Origin of the sequence: Frankia sp. AgB1.9, from assembly GCF_016786355.1 — a bacterium.
Taxonomy (GTDB): domain Bacteria; phylum Actinomycetota; class Actinomycetes; order Frankiales; family Frankiaceae; genus Pseudofrankia.
On record NZ_JADWYX010000155.1, the window covers coordinates 1 to 18,716 of the forward strand.

The 18,716-nt window shown below is 74.6% G+C and carries 9 protein-coding genes; 5 read left to right on the forward strand and 4 right to left on the reverse strand.

Going from position 1 to position 18,716, the window contains the following annotated elements; translation table 11 throughout:
* Window positions 1-79: 79 nt before the first annotated feature.
* Complete coding sequence (locus I6A60_RS36795) at window positions 80-952, reverse strand: LLM class F420-dependent oxidoreductase (protein WP_203021039.1); 873 nt, start codon at window positions 950-952, stop codon at window positions 80-82.
* Window positions 953-1,425: 473 nt separating this feature from the next.
* Here I6A60_RS36795 and I6A60_RS36800 point away from each other — a divergent pair, with 473 nt between their 5' ends.
* From I6A60_RS36800 to I6A60_RS36815, 4 genes are all read left to right on the forward strand, one after another.
* A complete protein-coding gene (locus I6A60_RS36800; RefSeq protein ID WP_203021037.1) occupies window positions 1,426-1,593 on the forward strand; it encodes a hypothetical protein in 168 nt (55 codons plus the stop codon).
* Complete coding sequence (locus tag I6A60_RS36805) at window positions 1,590-3,875, forward strand: bifunctional diguanylate cyclase/phosphodiesterase (RefSeq protein ID WP_203021035.1); 2,286 nt, start codon at window positions 1,590-1,592, stop codon at window positions 3,873-3,875. The genes I6A60_RS36800 and I6A60_RS36805 overlap by 4 nt, the downstream gene beginning before the upstream one ends.
* Window positions 3,872-4,663, forward strand: a complete 792-nt coding sequence (aat, locus tag I6A60_RS36810) for a leucyl/phenylalanyl-tRNA--protein transferase (RefSeq protein ID WP_203021033.1) — start codon at window positions 3,872-3,874, stop codon at window positions 4,661-4,663. Before I6A60_RS36805 ends, aat begins: the two co-directional genes overlap by 4 nt.
* A 95-nt stretch (window positions 4,664-4,758) precedes the next feature.
* The gene (locus I6A60_RS36815) at window positions 4,759-5,607 is read left to right on the forward strand and encodes a class I SAM-dependent methyltransferase (RefSeq protein ID WP_238437014.1); all 849 of its coding nucleotides are present in this window, start codon (window positions 4,759-4,761) and stop codon (window positions 5,605-5,607) included.
* Between the two features lie 48 nt (window positions 5,608-5,655).
* Here I6A60_RS36815 and I6A60_RS36820 read toward each other — a convergent pair whose 3' ends face one another.
* The 3 genes from I6A60_RS36820 to I6A60_RS36830 all read right to left on the reverse strand — a co-directional run bounded on the left by I6A60_RS36820 (window position 5,656) and on the right by I6A60_RS36830 (window position 15,307).
* Window positions 5,656-7,296, reverse strand: coding sequence for a hypothetical protein (locus tag I6A60_RS36820; protein WP_238437015.1), 1,641 nt, complete (start codon window positions 7,294-7,296; stop codon window positions 5,656-5,658).
* Window positions 7,275-11,378: an alpha-(1->3)-arabinofuranosyltransferase family protein gene (locus I6A60_RS36825; RefSeq protein ID WP_203021031.1), complete on the reverse strand. Its 4,104-nt coding sequence runs from the start codon at window positions 11,376-11,378 to the stop codon at window positions 7,275-7,277. Before I6A60_RS36825 ends, I6A60_RS36820 begins: the two co-directional genes overlap by 22 nt.
* A gap of 302 nt (window positions 11,379-11,680) precedes the next feature.
* The gene (locus I6A60_RS36830) at window positions 11,681-15,307 is read right to left on the reverse strand and encodes a UvrD-helicase domain-containing protein (protein ID WP_374113431.1); all 3,627 of its coding nucleotides are present in this window, start codon (window positions 15,305-15,307) and stop codon (window positions 11,681-11,683) included.
* A 284-nt stretch (window positions 15,308-15,591) separates the two neighbouring features.
* On the opposite strand from I6A60_RS36830, the gene I6A60_RS36835 reads away from it, so the two are divergent.
* Window positions 15,592-18,716 (forward strand): AAA family ATPase (locus I6A60_RS36835; protein ID WP_203055823.1); only part of this gene is annotated, 3,125 nt, incomplete at its 3' end.

Below are 18,716 nucleotides of genomic sequence, written 5' to 3' on the forward strand. Positions count from 1 at the left end.
CCCGGGGGGGGGGGGGCGCACGGCCCCGTCCCCGGCGACGCGGCCGGCGGCGCGAAGCGCCGTGTCCGGCCGCTTCGCCCTAGAGGTCTGCGACCTGTGGGATCACCTGCGTGCCGATGATCTCCAGGGGGCGGATCTTCGAGACGTCGACGACCCGGCCGATGACCTCCTGGATCCCGAGGGACGCGAGCCGCTCCAGCTCGGCCAGGATGGCGCCGACGTTCTTGCCGTCCTCGCCCGGGTCGAACTCGAAGTAGGAGGTCTTGGTGATCTCGTCGTAGTCCCGGCCCTCGCGCTCGCAGTGCTCGCGCAGGACGTCCAGCTTGTGGGCCAGGTCCGGACCGGCGAACAGGTTGCAGGCCTGGGCGTACCTGGCCACCAGCCGCAGCGTCTTCTTCTCGCCGCCGCCCCCGATCATGATGGGCGGGTGCGGGCGGGTGAGGTTCTGCGGCGAGTTCAGCGGCCGGCCGAGCTGGTAGTGCGTGCCGGTGTAGGGGCTGTCGTCGTCCGACCACATCTTCAGGCAGATCTGGAGGGTCTCCTCCAGCCGCTCGAACCGCTCGGCGACGGGCGGGAACGGGATGCCGAGGGCTACGGACTCCTCGTCGTTCCAGGCCGCGCCGACGCCGAGCCAGGCCCGGCCGCCGGACAGCACGTCCAGGGTCGTGATCGTCTTCGCCAGCACGCCCGGATGCCGGTAGACGGCACCGGTCACCAGGGTGAGCAGCTTGACCCGCTCGGTGATCGCGGCCAGGTAGCCCAGCGTGGTGTAGGCCTCGAGCATGTCGTTCTCGGGCGGGCCGACGAACGCGATCTGGAAGAAGTGATCCATCACGGCGAGCTTGTCGAAGCCGGCCGCGTCGGCCGTCCTGGCGATCTCGGCGAGGTCGGCGCCGAGGCGCGCCGGGCCGCCGGCCCAGGTGAAGTCGGGAATCTGGAGTCCAATTCGCACCGCGCGTGGCCCTTCCCATCGGTTGCGACCTAAGTCGCTGGTCGAGTAACGCACCTCACCGAGAACTCACGAGCAATACGAAATCGGTCACTCGGGGTACTCGGCAAAGAACACCGTGAACAAGTCGCGGAATTACCACGCGCCGGGGCCGGCGGTCCGCACCGCCCACACCGCGCTGCGTCGCGACGACGGATGTCGTCGCGCGGCGGTGCCGCGGCACGGCGGATGTCCTGCGAGGCAGGTGTCGTGGTGAGGCGGGTGTCGCGACGGAGCGGTCCGGCCGCGTTACGTGGTCTCCACTCCCAACCTATGCCTCGGCGGCCACCGATGGGACGACGCGACGGCGCCCGGCGCGACCGGATGAAGGACGCCCGGTTCAGTCGAAGAAGGCCGATCCCAACACCGGCACAGACTGGCGTCGCCAGAGAAACACCAGCGGCTTGGAACGAATCGGAATGGGCGACAATTAGGGCATGTCGAACCGGGTCCGCCAGCAGGTCCAGCGCCACGTGTCGGGCGCCGGCTCGACGTCCGGTGCGTCCGGGACGAGCCGGCGTCCCGGCGCGCCCGCCCCGCACTGTCCGCCGCGGGCCGGCTGGCGGCGCGACCGGAGCACGGACGACGGCGAGCACCCCGAATGATCCCCATCGGGCCCCCGTCACGCCGGTACCGGCTGATCCGGGTCGCCCAGCTCCTCATGGTCCTGGCGGTCGGGCTGCTGGCCGTCGCCTCCTTCGCCGGGTCGTCCACCCTGACGACGATCGCCTGGCCGCTGCGCGACACCTTCACCCTGGCCGCCGCCGGGTTCTGCGTCGCGCGGGCGATCCTCGTGCGGGGCGACCGGCTGCCCTGGGCCGTCCTCGGCGGCGGCCTCGCCTGCTACGGCGCCGCGACGGTGGCGTACAGCCTCACCGAGCACGTGCGCGCCGGCCAGCAGCTGGCGATGTCCCCCTCGTACGCGGACGTCGGCTGGCTGGCCTTCTACCCCGCCTGCTACGCCACCGTCCTGCTCCTGCTGCGCCACCGGGTGCTGCGGCTGCCGCTGAGCGTGCTGTTCGACAGCGTCATCGGGCTGCTCGGGTTCGCCGCGCTCGCCGGCGCGCTCAAGGAGGCGGTCGAGCACCACGACCCGGCGCTCAGCTCGGGCCAGGTGGTGGTCACGCTGGTCTACCCGCTCGCGGACCTGCTGCTGGTGCTGATGGTGGTGAGCGTCTTCGGCGTCCTGGGCCGGCGGGCGGGGCGGGTGTGGTGGCTGCTCGGCTGCGGCCTGCTGTGCTTCGTCGCCGCCGACGCGACGATGGCGTCGAACGCGACGGGCTCCGGCGGCTTCTCCCCCGGCGGGCCACCGGACACCTTCTGGGCACTGTCCGCGCTGATGCTGACCTTCGCGGCCTGGCAGCGCCAGCCGCGGGCGCCCAGGGTGCGGGCCAACGGCTGGGCCGTCATGATCGTCCCGTCGGTCCTCACGCTCACCGCGATCGGCATCCTGGTGGCGGGCGCGACCGAGCGGCTGCCGCTGTACACAGTGGTTCTCGCGGCCGCGACGCTCGTGACGGGCCTCGGGCGCGCGGGGTTCAGCATCCTGGAGGTCCAGCGGCTGGCCGAGTCCAAGGAGCAGGCCCACACCGACCACCTCACCCACCAGCTCAACCGGCGCGGCCTGGACGAGCGGCTGCGCGCGGCGATCGCCGCCGCCGACACCAGCGACCACCCGCTCGCCCTGCTGCTGCTCGACCTCGACCGGTTCAAGCTGGTGAACGACTCGCTCGGCCACCGGGTCGGCGACCAGCTGCTCGCCGAGGTGAGCGCCCGGATCGCCACGGCGCTGCGCCCCGGGGACACGCTCGCCCGGCTCGGCGGGGACGAGTTCGCCGTGCTGCTGGAGGGGACCGACAGCGTCGGCGCCCAGCTCGTCGCCGACCGGGTGCGCGCGGCGCTGGCCGACGTCTTCCAGGTCGACGTGCTTACGGTGGCGGTCACGGCCAGCATCGGCACGGCCATCTACCCGGAACAGGCGGCGAACGCCGACGAGCTGCTCGCCCGGGCCGACATCGCGATGTACACGGCGAAGCGCCACCACACCGGCGTCGAGCACTTCGACCCCCGCGAGGCCCTCGACCCGCTGCTCGAGTTCACCATGACCGAGTCGCTGCGGGTCGGGATCGGGGAGCACCAGATCGAGGCGCACTACCAGCCGAAGGTGGAGATCGCCACCGGCCAGGTCCGTTCGGTGGAGGCACTGGCACGCTGGCGGCACCCGCAACGCGGCCTGCTCACCCCGGCGTCGTTCGTGCCACTGGCCGAGCACGCGGGGCTGATGAGCTCGCTGACCAACGCGGTGCTGGAGCAGGCCTGCACCCAGCTGGCGTGCTGGCGCGAGGTCGGCCTGGACGTCACCGCGGCGGTGAACATCTCCGCCACCGACCTGCTCGACGCCGCGTTCCCACATCACGTCGAAGGCGTGCTCGCCCGCCACGGGCTGGGCGCCGACGCCCTGGAGCTGGAGCTGACCGAGACGACGCTGATGCTCGACCGGAGCCGGGCCGCCGCCGTCCTGCGCCAGCTGCACGACCAGGGCGTCGGCATCGCGCTCGACGACTACGGCACCGGCTACTCGACGCTCGGCTACCTGGGCGGCGACTTCCCCGTCGACGTGCTGAAGCTGGACCGGTCGTTCGTTAGCCGGCTGGAGTGCGACGACGTGGCCCGCAAGATCGTCAGCTCGACGATCGACCTCGCCCACCAGCTCGGGCTGCGGGTGGTGGCCGAGGGCGTCGAGACCGGGCGGGCGCTGGATCTGCTGCGCGAGTTCGGCTGCGACCTGGCGCAGGGCTTCCTGATCGGCGAGCCGAGCCCGGCCGTCGCCATCACCCCGCTGCTCTCGGACGTCCCGGGGCGCGGGCCGGCGGCCGCGCACCGGTGAGCCTGACCGCGCGGCCGAGCCCGCCCGCCCCGAGCTGGTGGGACACGCTGCCGCTGGTCACGAGCCCGCCGGACGGCCCGGTCGTGGTCGGCGGCGGCCCCACTCCGGCGGCGCTGATCGGCGCCTACCGGGCCGGCGTCTTCCCGTGGCCGCTGCCCCCGCTGCCCGAGGACCCGCCCCCCGGGGTGCCGCCCCGGCTCGCGCAGCTGCTGCGCCGGCGCCACCGGATGCCCGAGCTGCCGTGGTGGTGCCCCGACCCGCGGGCCGTGATCCCCGCTGGGGCGGTGCGGGCGAGCCGCTCACTGCGCCGGCGGGTCCGGTCCTGCGGCTGGACGACCACGCTGGACCTGCGGTTCGACGAGGTGGTGGAACGCTGCCGGCGGACCGGCGCCGAGGTCTGGATCACCGACGAGCTGCGGGCCGGCTACGCCCGGCTGCACGCGCTCGGCTGGGCGCACAGCCTGGAGGTCTGGGACGGCGACGAGCTCGCCGGCGGGGTGTTCGGCATCCTCGTCGGCGGCGTCTACGTCGGCGAGTCGATGTTCCATGCCAGCACCGACGCGTCCAAGGTGGCGCTGCTCGACCTGGACGCGCGGTTCGCCGCCGCGGGCGGGCGGCTGCACGACGTCCAGCTGGCCACCGACCACCTGCGCACCCTCGGCGCCGTCGAGATCGCTCGCGCCGACTACCTCGCGGCCCTGCGCACCGTCCGGGACGACGACGTCCGGCTGGTCACCGACCGGCTCCCCGTCAGCCGGCTGGCGCCAGCGGCCGCCGCCGACGGCTGACGCGCTCCCGCGCGGCGACCACGGAGACGATCATGTCGGTGCCCCGAGGCAACCGGCCAGGAACCGTACACAGAAGCGGTGTTATCGTCGCCCGCATGCCTGAGACGGTGCCCGTTGCATGGTCCGGCGCGGCTTCGGCCGCCCCGGTCGAGGAGGCCGGCGCCGCCGCCGAGCTGAAGCCCCAGGTCGCGCCGGAGGACCCGCCGGTCGCCGCGCTGCCCTACCCCGGCTGGGGGCTGCAGCGGTCGGCCAAGCTCCTGCTGGCCCACCGCAAGGAGCCGGTGGACCCGGCCGGCTTCTACTCGCTGATCGCGGCCGACTCGGTCCGCCAGCTGGAGCGCTACACGTCGATCGCCGACAAGCTCGTCCTCGACGTCGGCGGCGGCCCCGGCTACTTCCGGTCGGCCTTCATGGCCGCCGGTGCCCGCTACTACTGGGTCGAGCCCGACGTCTCGGAGATGGGCGCGGCCGGCATCGAGGTCCCGGGCCGGATCCGCGGCAGCGCGCTGGAGATGCCGATCCGCACCGGCTCGATCGACCTGACCTACACGTCCAACGTGCTGGAGCACGTCCCGGACCCGTGGAAGATGTGCGGCGAGCTGGTCCGGATCACCAAGCCCGGCGGCCTGATCTTCCTGAGCTACACCTCGTGGCTGTCGCCCTGGGGCGGGCACGAGACCGCGCCCTGGCACTACCTCGGCGGCCACCGCGCCGCGGCCCGGTTCGAGCGCCTGCGCGGCCACCCGCCGAAGAACGTCTACGGCAGCAGCCTCTTCCCGGTCTACGTCACCGACGCTCTGGCGTGGGCGAAGACCCGGATGGACGTCGAGATCGTCGACGCGATGCCGCGCTACCTGCCCGACTGGGGCCGGGCGATCCTGCGGATCCCGGGCCTGCGCGAGATCGTCACCTGGAACCTGGCGATGATCCTGCGCAAGAAGTAAGGCTGCGCATGAAGTAAGGCCGGCACCGCGCGTCACCCTGCTCGGAGCTCAGGAGCCGAGCAGGGTGCGCAGGTCCACCTGGGCCAGCCACTGGTCGAGCGCGAACGGCTTGTAGGGCCACTTCATGCCGTCGAGGACCAGCTGGTTGATCGGCAGCCAGAGCAGCCGGCGGTCGGGGTCGACCGCGCCGCGGCGCACCCCGACGTACCGCTTCGACGACTCGCGCAGCTTGCCGAGGCCGAGGTCGACCGAGGCCGCCAGGTTGAACGTCATCTGGGCGCCCGAGCCGACCGGGCGCACCGCCTGAAGTAGCCCGCCCACCGCGACGGCGAGGATGACGCCGGTCGCCGGGTCGATGGTCAGGCTGCGTACCAGGCCGCCGCGGTCCGTCCCGGACACCAGGTAGTCGGGGGCGCACTCGACGCCGAAGGTCTGGGTCCAGTCGCCGACCGCTGGCGCCCGGCGCACCAGGCCGCGTTCGCTGCCCAGCTTGGGATAGACGGCCATCTTGGCCGCGCTCAGCCCGTCGGCCTTCGTCCGCGCCACGTACAGGTTCCCGGCGGCGTCGAAGCAGGCGGTCTCCATCCGGGAGCCGTCCTGCGCGGCGCGCACGGCCCCGCTGCGCGGCACGATCTGCCCGGCCGTGGCCGAGTACGAGAACTCCTGGATCGGGAACGGCTGGGTCTTGTGATCGCCGTCCCGGCAGTCGCTGATGAGCACGAACCGCTCGTCGTCCAGCTCGCTGGACGGGTCGGCCGCGACCTCGCGGGGGTTCACCACCACCGGGACGCCCAACGGCTTCGTCGGCGGGTACTGCCACCAGGCCTTCAGCCGGCCGTCCAGGTCGAGCACGGCCAGCGCGCCGGAGTCGGTGCCCCCTCGGATGTCGCCGAAGTACTGGGCCACCACGACATGCCCGGAGCGGGGCAGCCGGGCCAGCGAGACGGGGCCTCGGGGCATCCGCGGCGCCGGGCTCACCTGCGGGTACGCCTGGGTGGCGGTCCACGGGTCGGCGCGGCCCGCGAGCTCGTCGCCGGTCCAGGACAACGTCTTCTCGTACCGCCACCCATCCGGGCCAGGCACGAGCTGGCCGACGGACGGGTACTGGCCCACCGTCCGCGTGTCCCAGTTGTGGAACGGCAGAGCGGAGACGAAGAGCACCCGCTGGCCGCCTCCGGGGTCGGTCACGGCGAGCACGTCGCTGACGTCGGCGCCGCCGATCCCCCGGAAGTTCGGGTCGGTGCTCACCGTTCTGGTCTGGCCCGTCGTCGTCGGGATGACCAGCCGGGTGAAGGACCGCGTGGCCGGGGCGAAGACCCCGATCTCCATGTCGTTGCTGGTGGGCCGCGCCTGGTCGTCGCTGAACGGGGTGGTGCCGACGATGACGGAACCGTCACTCGCGACGGTCGACATGAAGGCGGCCTGGCCGGCCCCGAACCGGAGCTCGGGCACCTCGACGAGGTCCGTCGACGGGTAGCCCTTGAGCCCGTCGAGCGAGCCTGGCGCGCCGAACACGGTCGTCAGGGGCGGCCCCCCGCTCGGCGGCGGCTCGGGCGGGCTGCCCGGCTCGTGGCAGGCCACCATCGCGCCCACGGACGCGACGGTGAGACCGGCGGCCCCGATGAGCTGCCGGCGGGTCAGGCCCCGGCGCGCCGCCGTCGACTGGATCACGTACGCCGTCGAATCCATTGCGTGTCACTCGCATCCGCCGCGTCGGCGACCACGGGAGCGGCCGGCGGCGGGCCCTCCGGTGACGAGGCCACCTGCGTCGGGATCGGATCCGCCGGCTCGCCTGGCGGAACCGGGCTGGCCGGCTCGCCGGGCGGGACGCTGCCGCGCAGTGCCAGCGCGGCCACGACGGCCGCCAGGGCGATCGCGCCGCAGGTCTGGACGAACGGGCCGAACGCGCCCGCGTGCGAGGTGGGAACGGCATCCGAGCGCACCGCGACCCCCACTCCCGAGGCGATCATGAACAGCAGGCCGGTCCAGCCCAGCACCCACGGGTAGCGCCGCCCGACCAGCACCAGGACGGGCACGGCGAGCGCGACCGGACCGGCGACGAGGAACACGGCGAGCGTCCCGAGCAGGCCGCCGGCGATCCAGCCGGGCACGTGCGCCAGGCGCCCGACCACGGGCATCGCCCACGGGTTCAGGAAGCGCGGGTAGTCGTCGGGATCCACCGAGCGCCGCAGCCGCCAGCGGGCCGGTATGAGCACCAGCGCGAGCAGGAGCAGCGCCAGGAGGCCACCGACGAGCAGCCTGGTCCGGTAGGAGTAGCCGGGCAGGTTCTGGATCACGACGGTGCCGCCGGACCCGGCCGGCACGATCCACCCCTGCTGCCAGCCGTCCAGCCGCAGCGGGGTCAGCTTCTGCCCGTTGAGCGTCGCGGTCCAGGACGCGTTGGCGTTCTCGTGGACCGCCAGCAGCGCCCTCGTGCCGGACCCGATCTGGACCGTCCGGCGCTCGGACCCCCAGCTGGTGACCTTCGTCGAGCGCGCCGTGTCCGCGCTGATCTGGCCACCCGCGCCGACCAGGGTCAGCGACGACATCAGCAGGCCGGTGCCGGCCTCGTCGATCTGGAGGTCGTGCTGGCCCGCCGGCAGCGGGATCGTCCCGTCCGGGGTGCAGACCCCGATCCCCAGCGGTTTCGCGGCGGCGATGTCGGACTGTTGGCCCTCGACCCGCAGTTCGTAGCGGGTCCCGTCGACGATCATCGCCGGGCCCTTCCCGCACGGCAGCTGGAACGCCGGCGCGGGGACGGCCGACTGGACGGTCAGGGACGGAACGCCCGTCATGGTCCCCAGGACCGCGAAGGTCATCGGCCGCGGCACGTCGAACCTGCGGTGCAGGCTGAGCTCCTCCGAGCCGCCGAAGGGTTCGGTGACATCCACCGCCTCGCGGTCGAACGTGTACGCGACCTGCCCGACGCCGGCGGTGAACAGGCCGGCGGCGTCCGACGGGGTCTGGACGTACCGCTGGATCTGCACGCCGGGGAGGCTGAGCTCGCGGATGCCGGCGCCGTAGGTCGAGCCCGCCTTCTGGGTGACCTTCTCGAACGTGACCCGGAACGACGTGCTCGCCCCGGCGGGGACGGCCAGGCGCTGCGTCGTCTCGTCCGGGCGCACGGGGGTGACGACCGAACCCGTGCTCGTCGTCACCCGCAGGGCCTGGACCGCCGGGCGCCAGGACCCCTCCTCCAGCAGCTGCACGTCGATGTACGGCACGGAGGTCGCCTTGGGGACGTCCACCTCGATCCAGCCGCCGACGGAGCCCTTGGACGAGTCGGCGACGACGGACCAGGAGGTGAAGGGCAGCCCGTCGACGGCCTGCGCCGGTGACACGTCGGGTCTGGCGACCAGCTTCGACCCATAGGAGGAGGCCCTGACCTGGACCCCGTTCTCGTAGGCGGCGACGGTCTGGTGGCCGTCGGCCGGCTCGTCCAGCCACTGGTGCGGCGGCCCGGTCTCGCCGGCCGCGTTCTCGTCCGGGCCGAGCAGGTAGGAGCTCGCGTTGTGGATCACGCCGTAGTCGGTCTCGCGGCGGGTGTACGTGTCCGTCGTGACCAACGCCGTTGTGGGCCCGATGATGTCGCTGGCCGGTACGGGCGGGACCAGGCCTCCTGACGGCGCGATGGCCTCGTCCGGGGCACCGGGCAGGCCCGAGAGATCGTTGGCGAGCACCACGGCGCGGTCGGTGCCGAGCACCCCGTGCGCGGCCATCTGCACCGTGGCCTCGGAACCGCCGGAGACCACCATGGCGGTGTCGGCCGGGTAGGCGGTGACCTGGGTGGCGCCGTTCGGCACGACCCAGACGTCCAGGGCCGGGACCTTCTGGGTGGGCTTCGCCTTGTTCGGGATCAGCCGGTCCCTGGCACTCGGCCTGGCCGTCTTCATCGGCCCGAACGTGGCGGCGCGGCGCAGGCCCGAGTTGGCCAGCGCGCGGTAGATCTCGTTCGTCGACGGCGGGTTGTCCCAGTCCTCGTCGGAGATGTCGTTGCGGATCAGGACCTGGCCGACGCCCTCGCGGGCGAGCGCGTCCGCGAGCCCCGAGGCCGACCCGAGGGCCAGCTCCTGCTCGATGCCGTCCAGCCACCGGGTCATCCCGGCGTTCCCCAGCGGGATCAGCGACCGCGCCGCCCAGGGGGTGCTGGCCAGGAAGGCCATCGGCTCGTCGAGCGGGCGCCCCCAGTCGTACTCCCCGAACGGCTTGGCGGGCAGGACCAGCGTGGTGCCGCCGGCCGGGTTGTTCGCGAGCCAGTCCGCCGCCTGGTGCCAGTAGCCGGGCACCTCCTTGAACGTGCCGGCCTGGAACATCTGGCCGTCGAAGGCCGGCATCACGCCTGTTCCCACGGCGGCGAGAACCAGCACGCCGGCGATGGCCGAGCGCGGGCGCAGCCGCGGCAACGCGGCGTCGAGCCTGGCCGGCCGCAGCCTGCCGCCGGCCGCGGCGAGGCGGCGGCGCCAGGCTGGGACCTCGCGTACGGCGTCCGCCCTCGCCTGCCCACGCGGTGCGCACACGACGTGCAGGGCGTGCGCGATCCCCAGCGCCAGCGGCACGTGGGAGACCGCCTCGAACTTGTAGACGTTGCGCAGGAAGGCCAGCTGCCCCGAGAGCAGGTGGCGGACGCCGTCGGCCAGCGGGCTGCCCGGCTGGCCCGGGTAGGCAGCCGAAACCGCGACGATGCCGGCGGCGAGGCTGACGACGAGGAAGCGGCGCGCGGGCAGATCCCGGCGCGCCAGCCCCCACAGCCCGATGGCGGTGGCCACGGCGGAGCCGACCACGGCGACCGGGTTTGTCACGTCCACCGAGGCGGCCGGCAGCCAGGGCGCCGGCACCCGCAGGTAGGCCAGCCAGTCCGTGGTGCCGCGCAGCGCCTCCGCGACCGACGTCGGGGAGGTCGTGGTCGCGGCGGTCTCGGTGTACGGCAGGAAGTTCAGCCCGTAACGGCTCTGCGTCATCAGGGCGAGCAGCCACCACGCGGTCGCCAGGAAGACGGCGAGCATCCACCACGCGCGCAGCGCCCAGGCGCGCCGCGAACCGCCGGCGAACACGAGCAGGACCGCCGGGCAGAGCAGGACGCACAGCGTGACGCTGGCGTTGACACCGCCAGTGCAGACGATCGCCAGGCCCGACAGCGCCGCGGCCCGGCGCGGTGACAGCCGGCGGGCCGCGGCGGCCGCGGCGGCCGGGCCGGTTCCGGCCGCGGTGCCGGTGTCGATGCCGCCGGCCCCGTCCGGGCGCAGTGCGAGCACGAGCGGCAGGGTGATCCAGGGCAGCATCGCCGCACCGGTCAGCGCGACCGACGAGGCGCCGACCTTCCCGATGAACACGGGCGAGAGGCCGTACGCGACGCCCGCGAGGACCCTGGTCCACGGCCGCCCGATCCGCAGCGCGTCGGCGAGCCGGACCAGGCCCCAGGCCGCGACCGTGAGGATCAGCGCCATCCACAGCCGCTGGGTGATCCAGGCGGGAACGCCCAGGACCTTCCCGAGCAGGAAGAACGGTCCCATCGGGAACAGGTAGCCGATGTACTGGTTCGGCAGGAAGCCGAAGTCGGCCGACGAGTTCCACAGGTGGGTCGCCCACTCCATGAACCGCAGCGGGTCGAGCGGCACGTTCATCTTGGTGTCGGCGACCAGGCGACCGGGCGCCTGGAGCATGAACAGCGTGACCAGGCCGGCGGCGATGATCCCGAGCGGCCACCGCGGCGTCCGGTCGGCCGGCGGTTCGCCCTCGACGCCGTCGGGCGACGCGATCGCGGGCTCAGTCATCGGTACGTCTCTCGGGACCCGTTCGACCATGACGTCGCCTGGGGGGACCTGCCCGGCCCGCGACGGTGCGGCGCTCGACGGTCCGGTCGGTCGGTTCAGGATCGCAGCACTCCGTAGATCTCGTTCGCCCTTCCGGGCGGTTCGCGGGCTCTTTGGGGGGATGCGCCCTGGTGTCGCCAACCTTCATACCTCGCGCGACTCGCGCGGGACCGATCGGGGAGGCCGGCCCCGGCCCTCGTGGGGGACGAGTTGAGCCAACCCACCCGTAACGTGAGTTTCCTGCGCCGGCCCGTTCGCCGAGGTCAGAGCAGTCGGAGTTGTCTGCCCGCCGGCCGGGGCCGTGGGAGCTGGCCTGGACGGCCGGACGCGCGGTCGAGCAGGCTCGGGTCGAGGTCCGCCAGGAACGGAGACGGACCCCGCCTGACGGTGCCGCCTGCGCGAGAGGTCACATGGCTCAGGACGAGCCGACCGCGGGCCCGGGTGATTCCGACGAAGAACAGCCGCCGTTCCTCGGCCAGCGGGCCGCGGGCCGGATCGGTCGCCGCGCCGGACCAACCGTCGGCGGGCACGTCCGGTCCAGCCGTCGCGGCCTGGCCGGGATCAGTCCTGTCGCTCGGGCGCGGCGGCCGGCCCCAGGTCATCGGGAGCAGGCCGTCCTCGCAGCCGACGATGAGGACCAGGCCGAACTCCAGGCCCTTGGCGGCATGCAGGGTGAGCAGCGAGATCCGGTCGGCCCGGGGGTCGAGGGTGTCGGACTCGGTGGCCAGCGAGACCGCGGTGAGGAACCCGGCCAGATCGTCCCCCGCCGAGGCAGCCGCGGGCGCCAGCAGCTCGACGCCCAGCCTGATCTCCGCCTCGGACGAGGCGCCCGGCGGGTCAGCCTGCTCGCGTGGCGGCGAAGGCTGTTCGGGCTGGCCCGTGGCCACGACCGTGGCGAGCACGGTGCCGCGGGCGGCGGCACGCTCGGCGGCCCGGGCCGCCGCGTCGCGCAGCGCGGCGGACACCGAGCGGGCCGCGCCGTCCCGGCGCTCGGCCCGCAGCTCGGCGAGCAACGCGGCGACGCCGGGCGCGTCGGCGAGCGGCCCGTGCGAACGCCGCTGGAAGGGGAAGCCTCGCCGGGCCAGCGCCGCCATGACCGGTTCGGCCTGCCGGGCGGTCCGGTACAGCACGGCGATGTCGGCGAACGACAGGTGGCCGGCCGCCAGCCGGCCAGCCTCCAGCTGGGCGGAGGCGAAGCTGTCGAGCGCGTGGAAGGAGGTGCCACCGAGGGCCGCCTCGATCGTGTCGACGACGGCGAGCGCCTCCTCAGCCTCGCTCGCGCAGGCCCGGACCAGCACCGGCGGCCCGCCTGGTCCGGCCGGGGCCGTCTGCCCCACCTGGTTCGTCCGCCCGGCCGGCGACCGCGGCGCGTCCGGGCCGTCCGGGTGGACGGCGACCAGCTCGCGGCCGGGGACGAAGCTGGCCGGCGCGATCGCGCAGCGGGCCGCGGCGACGATCGTCCCGGTCGAGCGGTAGTTACGGGTCAGCGCGGCGCGCCGGGCAGCCGGGAAGTCCTGCTCGAAGCGCAGGAAGAACCCGACGTCGGCGCCCCGGAAGGAGTAGATCGCCTGGTCCGGGTCACCGATCACGATCAGGTTCCCGTCCGGCGGGCACAGCGCCCGCAGCAGCCGGTACTGGGTCTCGTCGACGTCCTGGTACTCGTCGACCCAGACGTGTCGGAACCGGCGCCGGTAGCCCTCGGCCAGCTCCGGCTCGGCGGTCAGCAGCGCGAGCGGCAGCGCCAACAGGTCGTCGAGGTCCACCAGGTCGCGCTCGCGCAGCGCGGCGTCGTAACGGGCGAGGACGCCGGCCAGCTCGTCGCCGCGCACCTGGTCCCCCAGTGACCGGCGCCGCTTGAGCTCGCCGATCCGCCGCGCGGCCGTGGCCCGGGCGGCGACCGTGCCGGCGGCGTCCCCGAGCGCCTCGGACAGCAGCTCGGCCCGGACCGCGTCGTCGGCGACCTGGACGTGCGGACCCCGGGCGAGCCGGATGTGCTGCTCCCGGATCACCAGCAGGCCAAGCCCGTGGAACGTGGTGGCCGTGACGCGCTGGTCCGGCGCGTGGCCGTCGGCGCCACCGGCACCCGCCGTGGCGAGCAGTTGGTCGAGCCGTTCCACCAGCTCGTCGGCCGCCCGCCGGGTGAACGTGACGGCGAGGCACTCCCCGGCCGGGACGCCCCGCTCCCGCACCCGGTGCGCGATCGCGTGCACTAGCGTCCGCGTCTTGCCCGTGCCGGGTCCGGCCACGATCACCAGCGGACCACCGGTGACCGCGGCCGCCGCGCGCTGGTCGGCATCCAGCCCGTCCAGGACGGACACCGATTCGCCGGCTGAGGCCAGCCCGGCCGTCTCCAGCGTCCCCGGCTCACCGGCGGGCTCGGCCACGGCTGGGTTCACCGTGAGGGGCTCCGCCACCGTTGGCTCGACCAAGGCCGGCTCAACCAGGGCCGGCTCAGACGAGGTCAGCTCAGACGAGGCCGGGCTCGACGGCTGACGTGCGCTTGGCACGGCCGCTCGTCTGGGCTTCGCGGCCGGAGCGGTTGGCGCGAGGTCGAACAGGGTCGCCGCGTCGCCGCCGAGCTCGCCGGGGGCGAACATCCGGATCACGCCGTACTCGCCGTCGAAGCCGGCCTCCCGCAGCACCTCGCCACGGCGCAGCCGGCCAACCGCCTCGACCAGCTCCGCCGACCCCGCCTCGCCGATCGCGGCGAGCTCGACGTCGCCGAGGATGCCCAGCTCCGGGCCGAGCCGTTCGACCAGCGAGCCGACCTGCGTCGCCACCGCCTTGCTCTTCGGCCCGACCCCGAGGATCTCGCCGACGATCTCCGGCAGCGCGACGAACGAGCGCACCTGCCCGGCCGTCGCCGGCACGTGGAGCGTCTCCCGGTCGGCGAGCGCGTCGACGCGGTGCAGCACGCCGACGGTCAGCGGTTTGCCGCAGGACGGGCAGGCACCGCCGGAGGCCTTGGTCTCCTCGGGCGTGAAACGCACGCCGCAGGCCCGATGGCCGTCGTGGTGGTACTTCCCCTCCTCCGGGAAGAACTCGACGGTTCCCGTGTAGCCGGCCCCGGTCCGCAGCGCCTCCTTGATCGCGAAGTAGTCCAGGTCGCAGGACAGCGCGGTGGCCTCGCGGCCGAGCATGGGCGGCGAGTGCGCGTCCGAGTTGGAGACGAGCCGGTAACGGTCGAGCCCGGAAATCCGCCAGAACATCTCCGGGTCGGCGGACAGCCCGGTCTCCAGGGCGAAGACCTCGTGCGCGAGGTCGTCGTAGCAGTCGTCGACGGCGTCGAAACCGGACTTCGAGCCGAGGACCGCGAACCACGGGGTCCAGACGTGCGCGGGAACGAGGTAGCTGCCCGGATCCGACTGCAGGGTGATCTCAAGCAGGTGCCGGGAGTCGAGCCCGAGGATCGGTCGGCCGTCGGCGGCCAGGTTGCCGATCCGGGCGAGGGCCGCGGTGATCCGGCCGGCCGCCTCCCGGTCCGGGGCGTAGAGCAGATGGTGGACCTTCCGGGTCCGGTCGCCCTTCTTGTAGATCGTCGAGATTTCGGTGGACAGCAGGAACCGGGTCGCGGTCCGGCAGGACGCGGGCAGCCGCCGCAGCACGTCCTGTTCCAGGTCGGGCCGCAGCCGGAACAGCCCCGGCTCGGCCGCCACCAGCTTGTCCTCGAGCTCCTGGGCCCACGTCGGGTGGGTGAAATCCCCGGTCCCGACGACCCGGATCCCCTTGCGGGCCGCCCACCAGGCCAGATGCTCCAGGTCGCAGTCCCGGCTGCACGCCCGCGAGTACTTCGAGTGCACGTGCAGGTCGACGTAGAACGGCGCCACCGACGCGGCCGCCGGGCCGCTCGAGGCGGACGTCCCGTCCAGCTCGCCACCGCCATCCACCACGCCCGCCACGCCTCCCGCCACGCCGCCCGAACGGCGTCACCCGCCCACGCGCGGCGCCATCGCCACCCGGGCGGCCTTCATTGTCCCGTGACCTCGATCAGCCGACGGCGCCGCCCCCGGCCCGGGCCACCCGAGGACGACGCCAGCCGGCCGGCCCGCCCGCGCCGGTCAAGACCGACCCAAGCCGTCCCACCGGGGGCACGCCGGACGGCCGTCCGACCCGGTGGCCGGAGAGGGCGACGGCGACGTAGAGGATGATTCCGGGATCCAGGCGGGAGGGGTGGATGGAGACGGCGGCGGCTGAGCGGGAACGCTTCGCGATGCTTACCAACCGGTGTCACCGGATGGTGCGGTTCCTGCACGAGGTGGCGCAGTCCCAGGCCGACCAGGTGACGCGGGTCGAGGACAACCCGCTGGCCCTGTGGCTCGCCGAACTGCCCGGCGGCCTGTCGCTCTTCGAGCACGCGACCGCGGGCGAGGTCGTGCTGGAGGCGCCGGCCGCGGCCGTGCTGCCCTCGCCGCCGCCGCTCCCGGACGCGCTCGCCGGCTGGGTGGTGCTGCCCGAGCCGGGTGACCTCCCGTCCGACTCGCCGCCGCTGCGCGAGACGAGCGTGCGGGCCCCCGACCAGCTGCGCTGGTCCGGCGGGGACCCCGGCGGCTGGCCGGACGGGGTCTGGCCGGACGGCATCCCGCTGCGCCCCGGCGGCCAGCCGGTCACCGACGGGTTCGCCGAGCCGGTCCGCCTGGTCGACCGTCCGGAGGTACCGGAGGCCTACCAGGACTGGCTGCCGACCTGGCAGATCTGGGCCGGCCGAGCCCGCGCCGACGCCGACAGGCGCACCCTGCACGGCACGCTGCACAGCGTCGCCGGCCGGCTCGCCCAGGAGGGCGACGGGCTGGAGCTGGTGCTGGCCACCGGCCTGCTGTCCTGGCGCGCCCCGGACGGCCGGACGCTGCGGCGCCACCTGCTGACCACCCGGCTGGCCGTCGAGATCGACCCGGTGAGCTCGGCGATCCGGCTGCGCGTCCCGGACGGGGTCGCGACCCGGCTGGAGGACGGCCCGCTGCTCGACGGCCTCGCGGTCTTCCACGAGGAGCGCACCAACGCGCTGCACGAGCGGCTCCGGGCCCGCCCGGCGGCCCCGCTGGGCGGGGACGACGAACGGCTGCTGCGGGACTGGCTGACGGTCGCGCTCGACGTCGGCCACGACGGCTACCACTCGTCCTGGCAGCCGTCCGGGCCGCCGACCGACCGGCCGCGCATCGACCTCGCCCCGGCGATCGTGCTGCGCGCCCGCGGCCAGGCCGCGCTGCTCACCTACTACGAGCAGATGCTCGACGCGCTGCGCGGCGACGGCCGCCCGCCGCTGGGCCTCGTCCAGCTGGTGGAGACGCTGGAGGCCGACGAGCGGCTGGCGTGGCTGGCCGCCGAGGGCGCGGCCAGCCCCGGCCAGCTGTCGGACGACCCGCTGTTCCCGCTGCCGGCGAACCCCGAACAGGCGCATGTGGTCGCCCGGCTGCGCCACGACAGCGGCGTGGTCGTCGAGGGCCCGCCGGGCACCGGCAAGACCCACACGATCGCCAACCTGGTCTCGGCACTGCTCGCCGAGGGCCAGCGCGTCCTGGTGACCAGCCAGAAGGCACAGGCGCTGCGGGTGCTGCGCGACAAGCTGCCCGAGTCACTGCGACGCCTGTGCGTGTCGATCACCGACACCGAGGGGCTCGGCACCGACGAGCTCACCGTCAGCGTCAGCGCCCTGGCCGCCGAGAAGGCGGCCTACGACCCCGGCGGCCAGGCCCGCCGCATCGACGCCGCCAGCAACCGCCGGGACGCCGCCGTGGCCCGCCGGGACGAGCTGGCCGCGGCCATCCAGCTCCAGCGGGCCGCCGAGGCGATCGGCCATCGGGCGACCGAGGTCGCCCCCGGCTGGTCCGGCACCCGCGGCGCGATCGCCGCCAGGGTCCGGCGCGAACGGGCCGAGCACGGCTGGCTGCCGCGCCCGGTCCCCGTGGCGGACGCACCGCTGCTCGCGGACGGCGGGCCGGACCAGACCGTGGCGGGCGCGGGCACCCCCCGTTCCTCGGCGGCCACCCCACCCGCGCCCCCGTTGAGCGCGGCCGAGGCGACCGAGCTGTGGACGCTGCTGCGGTCCGTCAACGGGCCCGGCTCCGCGATCCGGCGGCCTGGCGCCCTGAGCGCCGCCGATCCGGACGACGCCGACCGGTACGGCGGCGACGACCGGCCAGACGACGGCCTGGACGGCGCCGAGCCCGGCGATCCCGACCTCGGCCCGGTGTCCCTGCCCAGCGTCGAGGCCCTCGAACGGCTGCTGGAACGTGAGCGGGACACGGCGGCGGAGGCGGGAGCGGCCACCCGCGCCGCGACGGGATCGGCCGTCCGCGCGGTCGCCGCCGCGCTGGGCGTCCTTGACGCGACCGGCCTCGACCGGCTCACGGCCGCGGTCGGCACCGTCACCCGCGCGCTGGAGGGTGCGCGCCGCACCGCGCGGCACGCGCCCTGGCTGCCACGCGCGCTCGACGACGCCCTGGTCGGCCACGACGCAGCCGTCTGGGCGAAGGTCACCTCGGCCGCCTCCGCGCTCGACGAGGCCGCCGAGGCCCTCGCGACGCTCGGGCTGCGCGCCGTCAGCCTGCCAGCCGACGTGACCGCCGCCGCGGCCGCCGGAGTGGTGCCCGCCGACCCCACCGCCACGCCCGCCGCGCGGCTGCTCGCCGTCGGCGAGGCCCTGCGCGGCCATCTGGACGACGGCGGCAACCTGCGCCGGATGTTCCGGTCCCGGGCGCAGAAGGAGGCCGCCGACCTGCTCGACGGGACGACGGTCGACGGGCTCGCGCCGACCACCGCGGAGCTGCTCGACCTGGTGCTCGCCAGGCTGCGCGCCGAGGTCGCGATCGACGCCGTGGCCAGGGCCTGGGCGCTCGCCGGCGTCATGGTCGGCTTCGGGCCCCGGACCCCGTTCGACGAGCCGGCCGGGGACGCCGCCGCTCCCGAGGCCCGGCTCGCTCGGCTCACCGAGGCCCACGACGCGCTCGGCGCGATCGTCACGGTCGTCACGGCTCGCGACCAGATCCGCACCCTGCTCGCCTCGCTGGAGGCCGAGAAGGCCGCGCGCCCGAGCCGGGCCGACTCCGCCGTGCCCTCCGTCGGCGCAGGCCTGGTCGACCTGAGCTCGACCGACACGCTGCACGACCTGGTCGACGCCGTCGCCCTCGCCCGGCTGCGCCTCGCCGCCGCGCAGGCTCAGGCGGAGATCGACCGCCTGCGTTCCGAGGTGCTGGCCGCCGCCGCGCGGCCGGCCTTCCCGGCCGAGCTGCGCCAGGTCGCGGCCACCCTCGCGGCCCGCGACCTGGCCGGCTACCGCGCCGCGCGCCACCGGCTGCTCGACGC